This is a genomic window from Micromonospora sp. NPDC003776 (genome assembly GCF_053605645.1).
This window is the reverse complement of record NZ_JBSGJR010000372.1, coordinates 1-7,104: the sequence shown is the minus strand read 5'-3', so window position 1 is coordinate 7,104 and position 7,104 is coordinate 1. Positions and strand designations below refer to the sequence as shown.

The 7,104-nt window shown below is 73.5% G+C and carries 6 protein-coding genes, 2 pseudogenes and 1 riboswitch; of the genes and pseudogenes, 5 read left to right on the top strand and 3 right to left on the bottom strand.

Going from position 1 to position 7,104, the window contains the following annotated elements; all coding sequences use genetic code 11:
- A pseudogene (locus tag ACWEVO_RS25160) lies at window positions 1–479 on the bottom strand (ornithine cyclodeaminase family protein); the annotation flags it as partial.
- Window positions 480–574: 95 nt separating this feature from the next.
- A riboswitch (guanidine-III (ykkC-III) riboswitch) is annotated at window positions 575–640 on the top strand.
- Between the two features lie 55 nt (window positions 641–695).
- Here ACWEVO_RS25160 and ACWEVO_RS25155 point away from each other — a divergent pair.
- Both ACWEVO_RS25155 and ACWEVO_RS25150 read left to right on the top strand, forming a co-directional pair.
- Complete coding sequence (locus ACWEVO_RS25155; RefSeq protein ID WP_452309980.1) at window positions 696–1,010, top strand: DMT family transporter; 315 nt, start codon at window positions 696–698, stop codon at window positions 1,008–1,010.
- 88 nt (window positions 1,011–1,098) lie between these two features.
- Window positions 1,099–1,344: a hypothetical protein gene (locus ACWEVO_RS25150; RefSeq protein WP_452309979.1), complete on the top strand. Its 246-nt coding sequence runs from the start codon at window positions 1,099–1,101 to the stop codon at window positions 1,342–1,344.
- 64 nt (window positions 1,345–1,408) lie between these two features.
- On the opposite strand, the gene ACWEVO_RS25145 is transcribed toward ACWEVO_RS25150, so the two are convergent.
- Window positions 1,409–2,836, bottom strand: a complete 1,428-nt coding sequence (locus ACWEVO_RS25145; RefSeq protein WP_452309978.1) for an MFS transporter — start codon at window positions 2,834–2,836, stop codon at window positions 1,409–1,411.
- Window positions 2,837–2,967: 131 nt separating this feature from the next.
- On the opposite strand from ACWEVO_RS25145, the gene ACWEVO_RS25140 reads away from it, so the two are divergent.
- A complete protein-coding gene (locus ACWEVO_RS25140) occupies window positions 2,968–3,564 on the top strand; it encodes a TetR/AcrR family transcriptional regulator (RefSeq protein ID WP_452309977.1) in 597 nt (198 codons plus the stop codon).
- Window positions 3,565–3,573: 9 nt separating this feature from the next.
- Here ACWEVO_RS25140 and ACWEVO_RS25135 read toward each other — a convergent pair whose 3' ends face one another.
- Window positions 3,574–6,021, bottom strand: a complete 2,448-nt coding sequence (locus ACWEVO_RS25135; protein WP_452309976.1) for a DNA translocase FtsK 4TM domain-containing protein — start codon at window positions 6,019–6,021, stop codon at window positions 3,574–3,576.
- A 114-nt stretch (window positions 6,022–6,135) separates the two neighbouring features.
- On the opposite strand from ACWEVO_RS25135, the gene ACWEVO_RS25130 reads away from it, so the two are divergent.
- Entirely contained in the window at window positions 6,136–6,615 is a 480-nt protein-coding gene (locus tag ACWEVO_RS25130) for a YbjN domain-containing protein (protein ID WP_452309975.1), read from the top strand.
- Window positions 6,612–7,104: pseudogene (locus ACWEVO_RS25125) on the top strand (YbjN domain-containing protein); the annotation flags it as partial. The gene ACWEVO_RS25130 and the pseudogene ACWEVO_RS25125, both read left to right, overlap by 4 nt.

The window sequence follows — 7,104 nt, the reverse complement described above, 5'->3', positions numbered from 1 at the left end:
AACGCCTCCCGGCGCGCCGCCGAGCGGCTGTACACGGTGACCTCGCGCAACGGGCGGACCGCGGCGGCGGCCCAGACCTGGGTCCACGCCTGGCGGCCGGAGCCCACCACGCCGAGGGTGGCCGCGTCCGGGCGGGCCAGGGCGTCCACGGCCACCCCGCCCAGACCCCCGGTGCGCCGGGAGCCCAGCTCCTCGCCGACCGCGATGGCGCGGACCGCCCCGGTGCGGGCGTCGTGCAGCACGACCAGCTGCCCGCTCTCCGGGTGCCCGAAGGTGTCGTACGACCGGAAGCCGTACCACTCGCCGGTGAGGTGGCCGGCGGTGAGCACCATCCGGCCCCCGCCGAGCGGGGCGGACGCCCGGGGCGGGGCGATCAGCCGCCCCTCGTACGCGGCCAGCAGCGCGTCCCGCATGGCGGCGACGGTGAGCGGGGCGTCCAGCGTCGCCGCGACGTCCTCGTCCGAGAAGAGCACGGTCATGCCGACCATCGTGCAACCTGAAGTTCGCGTCAACTCCAGCGATGGTGGCGATGGTCACCGCGGGAGCTTCCGGGCCGCGTCGGTGCTACGGTCGGCCACGGCGGCCCCGTGCCGCCCCGGACGAGTGGTGGGCGTACCCGGTCAGGCCAAGACGCCCCGCGTAACCCGCCCCTTCCCGGCCCACGCAGCCGGGCCCACCCGTCAGAGGTGATCCTCATGGCCTGGCTCGTGCTGGTGCTCTCCGGACTGCTGGAAACCGTGTGGGCGGTCGCCCTCGACCGCAGCGCCGGCTTCAGCCGCCCCCTCCCCTCAGCCGTCTTCGGCGTCTCGCTGGTGGCGAGCATGGCCGGCCTGGCGTACGCGCTGCGCGACATCCCGGTCGGCACCGGCTACGCGGTCTGGGTCGGCATCGGCGCGGTGGGCACCGCGCTGGTCGGCATGGTGGCGCTGCACGAGCCGGCCACCCTCCCCCGGATCGGCTGCCTGCTGCTGGTGGTGGCCGGCGTGGTGGGGCTCAAGCTGTTCCACTGACATCCCCGGTGTCCGGTTTGGCGACCGACTCGGTACGGGTAGTGAGCCTGCACCCACCCGAGGGATCGAGACATTCACGGAGGACATCATGGCCGACATGCACGCCACCGCCCGCCCGCGCAGCAACGCCGCGCGCATCTGCACGATCATCGCGTTCGTCTTCGCGGTCATCGCGATCTTCTTCCTGCCGCCGCTGTTCGGCCTGGTCGGCCTGGTGCTCGGAATCGTCGGCGCGGTGATGGGCGACAAGCCGCTCGGCTGGTACGCCGCCGCCGCCAGCGTGGCCGGCGCCATCATCGGCATGATCCTCAGCTACGCCATCCTGAACTCCTGACCGCCCCGTACGCCGCGAGGGCCCGCCGGTGCTCCGGCGGGCCCTCGTCACGTCTCCTGCCGCCCTAGTGCAGGCGCACCGACGCCCCGACCGGCGGCCGGCCGGCCGGCACCAGGACCAGTGACACCAGCGCGGCCAGGACGGCGGCGACCGCGCTGAAGACGAAGGCGTGGGTGAAGCCGGTCGCCACCACCCCACCCGAGGCCAGACTCGCGGCGGCGACCGTGGAGACGACCGCCACGCCGATCGATCCGCCCAGTTCGTGGAACGTGTTGACGATGCCGGCGGTGACTCCGGCCGCCTCGGGTGCCACGTGAGCAAGCGCCGTCGTGGTGGCCGCCACGAAGGTCATCCCCAGCCCGGCCGCGCCGACGCTGATCCCGACGACCACCGAGAGGGTGGCCGGCCCCATCGCGGGGACCGCGGCACCCGCGGCGGCGACCATGAGTCCCCCGGCGGCCGTCCAACGGGGACCGACGCGCCCGACCGCGTGGCTGGCGGCGTGGGCACCGACGATGGTGCCGAGCGCGACCGGCAGGAAAAGCAGTCCCGTGGTCAGCGCGCCGTGGCCGCGCACCTGCTGGAGATAGAACGAACCGAGGAAGAAGCTCGCGATCAACAGGCCGGTCGCCACCAGCATCAGGAACGCCCCTGCGGTGACCCGGCGGCGGGCGAGGATCGAGAGATCCACCAGCGGCGCCCGGACGGTCCGTTCGACCAGCACGAAACCCGCGTAGAGCGCGGCGGCGACCGCCAGCGGGCCGAGAGTGGACAGGGCGGCCCAGCCGTGGTCTCCTGCGCTGATCATTCCGTAGAGCGCCGCTGCGCTGGCGAGCGTGACGGTGAGCGCCCCGGGCAGGTCCAATTTCCGGTCCGCGCGTCGTGGTCCCGGTCCGGGCACGAGGACCGGAAGCAGGGCGAGCACGGCGAGCCCGATCGGCACGTTGACGTAGAAGATCCATTTCCAGCCGGGACCGGCGGTGAGCAGTCCGCCGAGCAGCACGCCGGCGGCCGCCCCGGTGCCACCCAGGGCGCCCCAGACGCCCAGCGCCCGGTGCCGCTCCGCGCCCTGGAACAGAGTCGTGACCAGGGAGAGCGCGGCGGGCGAGAGCAGCGCGGCGCCGATGCCCTGACCGATCCGACCGCCGATGAGCATCGTGGCGTTCGCCGACAGGCCCGCCACCAGCGACGACGCCGTGAAGATCGCCAGGCCGGCGAGCACGGTCCGGCGGGCGTCGAACAGGTCGGCGGCGCGACCGCCGAGGAGCATCAAACCGCCGAAGACCAGGGTGTACGCGGCGACGACCCAGGTCAGTGCCGCGCGGTCGAGACCGAGGTCGGCACCGATGCTCGGCAGCGCGATGGTGACCACGGTGACGTCGAGGATGAGCATGAACTGGGCGACGCTGAGCAGCGAAAGGGCCCGCCACCGGCGGGGGAAGGGCTCGGCGGGCGCGACGGTGTGCGGTGGCGCGGTGAGGTGGGTGTTCATCTGCGGCTCCGGTGCAGGTGCGGCCGGGCAGCCGGCGAGATCGTCCCGGCCAGCCCGCTAAGTCGAACATGGATGTACGACTTACACTCTCACGGTAACCTGAACACGGGTGTTTGACAAAGGAGGACGTGGTGGATCGGACGACCGACGCCGTCGGGCAGCGTGGCAAGCGCGCGGACGCGCAGCGCAACATCACGGCGATCCTCGACGCGGCACTGGAGTGCCTGGTCACGGATCCGGACGCCAACATCGCGGAGATCGCGCGGCGCGCCGGGGTCGGCCGGGTGACCCTCTACGGCCACTTCTCGTCCCGCGACGACCTCATCGACCAGCTCTTCACCCGCACGGTGGAGCGGGCGGACCGGGCGTTGGAGAGGGTCGACCTGACCGGGGACCCCCGGGCAGCCCTCAGCCGCCTCGTCGCGTCGAGCTGGCGGATCGTCGACCAGTTCCGGCACCTGCTCGACGCCGCCCAGCGGTCATTGCCGCCCGCCCGCATCCGGGCCGCGCACGAGGGGCCGATGCGCCGCATCGCCGGCCTCATCGAGCGCGGCCGGGCCGAGGGCGTGTTCCGCACCGACCTGCCCGCGAGCTGGATGGTCGCGCTCGTTCACACGGTGGTGCACGCCGCGGCGGAGGAGATCATCGAAGGGCGCCTCGCCGAATCGGAGGCGGCCCGTGTCATCGACGCCACCCTGCAGGCCGCGTACGCGCCATCGGCCGGGTGACCCGGCGCGTTACTCCTCGGCGCCGCGGAGGCCGGCCAGGACCTCCTCCAGCTCGTCCGGCTTGACCAGCACGTCGCGGGCCTTGGAGCCCTCGGACGGGCCGACCACGCCCCGGGTCTCCATCAGGTCCATCAACCGGCCCGCCTTGGCGAAGCCGACCCGCAGCTTGCGCTGGAGCATCGAGGTCGAGCCGAACTGCGAGGTGACCACCAGCTCCACCGCCTGCACGAGCAGGTCCAGGTCGTCGCCGATGTCCTCGTCGATCTTCTTCTTGCTGTCCTGCGCGACGGTCAGCACGTCCGAGCGGAACTCCGGCTCCCGCTGGTCCTTGCAGAACTTCACCACGTCGTGGATCTCGCGCTCGGTCACCCAGGCGCCCTGGATCCGGATCGGCTTCGACGCGCCCATCGGCAGGAAGAGCCCGTCACCCCGGCCGAGCAGCTTCTCCGCGCCCGGCTGGTCGAGGATGACCCGCGAGTCCGCCAGGGACGAGGTGGCGAAGGCCAGCCGGGACGGCACGTTCGCCTTGATCAGGCCGGTGACCACGTCGACCGAGGGGCGCTGGGTGGCGAGCACCAGGTGGATGCCGGCGGCCCGGGCGAGCTGGGTGATCCGGACGACGGAGTCCTCCACGTCGCGCGGGGCGACCATCATCAGGTCGGCCAACTCGTCCACGATCACCAGCAGGTACGGGTACGGCCGCAGCTCCCGCTCACTGCCCGGCGGGGCCTTGATCTCGCCGTTGCGCACCTTGCGGTTGAAGTCGTCGATGTGCCGGACCCCGTTGGCGGCGAGGTCGTCGTAGCGCATGTCCATCTCGCGGACGACCCACTCGAGCGAGTCGGCGGCCTTCTTCGCGTTGGTCACGATCGGGGTGACCAGGTGCGGGATGCCCTCGTAGCCGGTCATCTCGACCCGCTTCGGGTCGATCAGCAGCAGGCGCACCTCGTCCGGCGTGGCCCGGGTCAGGATGGACACCAGCAGGGAGTTCAGGCAGGAGCTCTTGCCGGCGCCCGTGGCTCCCGCGATCAGGATGTGCGGCATCTTCGCGAGGTTGGCCACCACGTAGCCGCCCTCGATGTCCTTGCCGAGCGCCACCACCATCGGGTGGTGGTCGCTGGTGGCGGCCCGCGAGCGGAGCACGTCGCCGAGGGCGACGTTCTCCGGGTCGGTGTTGGGGATCTCCACACCCACGGCGCTCTTGCCCGGAATCGGGCTGAGGATCCGCACGTCCGGCGACTTGACCGCGTACGCGATGTTGCGGGAGAGCTGGGTGATCCGCTCAACCTTGACGCCGGGGCCCAGCTCGACCTCGTACCGGGTGACGGTCGGGCCGCGGGTGAAGCCGGTGACCGCGGCGTCCACGTCGAACTGCTCGAAGACGCCGGTCAGCGCGGCGATGACCTCGTCGTTGGCCTTGCTCCGGGTCTTCGGCGCCGCGCCGCTGCCCAGCATGTTGGCCGGGGGCAGGGTGTAGTCGCCGGCCAGCCCGGTGAGCGCGAGCTGCTCGGCGCGGGTGGGCAGCGGCGAGTGCTCCGGCGGCTCGACCGGCTTGCGGCTGGCCGGGACCTTCTTGCGCGGCAGCACCAGGGTGTCCTGCAGGTCGACCCCGTCCAGGTCGCCGTCCAGGCCCTCCGGGTCCAGCGGCGGGGGCAGCCGCTTGGCCGGCCGCTTCCGGGCCGGCTTGGGCGCGGCCTCCTCCTCCGCCTCCTCGGCGGCGGGCGGCGCGACCAGGCTGCCGGCGAGCAGGCCCAGCCGCTCCGGGATCTTGTTGATCGGCGTCGCGGTGACCACCAGCAGGCCGAAGATCAGCAGCAGGATCAGCAGCGGCACCGCCACCCAGGCGGTCACGGCCGCCTGGAGCAGGTCGCCGACGCCGGCGCCGATCAGGCCGCCCGCGTAGTCGCGCTGCACCGCGTCGACCGGGTCCTGTCCGATGTGCAGCATCGCCGCGGTGGCGAGCAGCATGGAGCCCCAGCCGACCAGGCCTCGGCCGCGGTGCTCGGGGTCGGCCGGGGTACGCAGCAGCCGCCAGGCGCCGATCATCAGCAGCACCGGCACCACGATCGCGATCGCGCCCAGGAAGAGCCGGACGGTGTCGGCGAGCCGGGCGCCGACCGGCCCGGCCTTGCCGAACCAGATGGCCACCGCGCTGAGCAGGGCGAGGCCGAACAGCAACAGCCCGGCGCCGTCGCGGCGGTGCTCCGGGTCCAGGTCGCGGGCCGAGGCGGCCTGCCGCCCGGCGGCGCGGACCGCCCAGCCCAGGCCGTGCGCCACCCCCATCCAGAGGGCGCCGACCGCGCGTCCGACATAGACCGCCGGGCCCGGTCGGGCCGCCGGCCGCCGACGAGGAGCCGCCCGGGTGGTCTTCTTGGCCGGCTGGCGGGCACGGCTGTTCGTGGTACCGCGCGGCGACGCGCCGCGCCGCCGGCTCGCCTGAGAGGTACGGCCCGCCATAGAGTCACCGTAACGGCGGGACCCGGCAGATCGCCGCTTTTCCGGGTCGTGTCCGCGCGTCGCACCACCGACCGCGCCGCCGGGTGTGTTATTCGCCTCAGAAGGGATGCCCCCATGGCGTCGCCGGAGATCGAGGACGGTCCGGACGGCCCCCTGGCCGGACACCCCCAGGCGCTGCGACCGCTGACCGGCGAGCTGATCGCCGCCGTGCTGACCGCCCGGGGGTACGCGATAGCCGCGGAACCCGGCGGCGACCTGCTCGGCCGCTGGGCGGAGAGCCTGATCTGGTTCCACCGCCGGGGCGCCGACGGCGAACTGCTCCAGATCCGCACCGTCGCCGGGCACCGGTTCGGCATCGAGCACGTGCCTGCCCTGTACGCCTTCTGCAACGCGTGGAACCACGACCGGCTCTGGCCCAAGGCGTTCGTGCACGTCGCCGACGACGGGCTGGCCCAGGTCTGCGGCGAGGTGATCACCGACCTGGAACGCGGCGTCACCCCGCACCAGCTCGACCAGCTCATCGACTGCGGCGTCACCACCGGGTGCCAGCTGGCCGCCGCCGTGGGCGAGCTGCCCGGCGGGTCGGTCCGGTGACCACCTCCCGGGACCGCGGCCTGGCCGACGCCCTCGCCGACGCCCTCGACCGCCCCGACGGGGAGGCCCGCTGCGCCGAGCTGGACCGGATCGCCGCCCAGGCGGAGGTGACCGGCGACCTGCGTACCGGGCTGGCGGCGCGGTTCGCGCTGATCGAGGCGTACCTGCACCTGGGCGAGCGGTGGCGGCTGGTGGAGCCGGTCCGCCGCTGTCTGGCCACTCTGGACCGGGCGCCCGAGCTGGTCGGCGGCCACCCCGGTGCGGCCGAGCGGCTGCACCGGCACCAGCGGCAGGCCGTGGAGGCGCTCTTCGGCACCCCGCGGGTCGGCCTGGACCAGGCCCGATCCCTCCTGGACGATCTGGCCGACCGGCTGGGCGCCGACGCCGAGCCGGTGACCGAGCTGCGCTGCCGGCTCGCCGACCACCTCGGCGACGAGCCCACCGCCCGGCGGGAGTACGCGAGCTGGCGTGCCGCCCCGCCGCACCCGG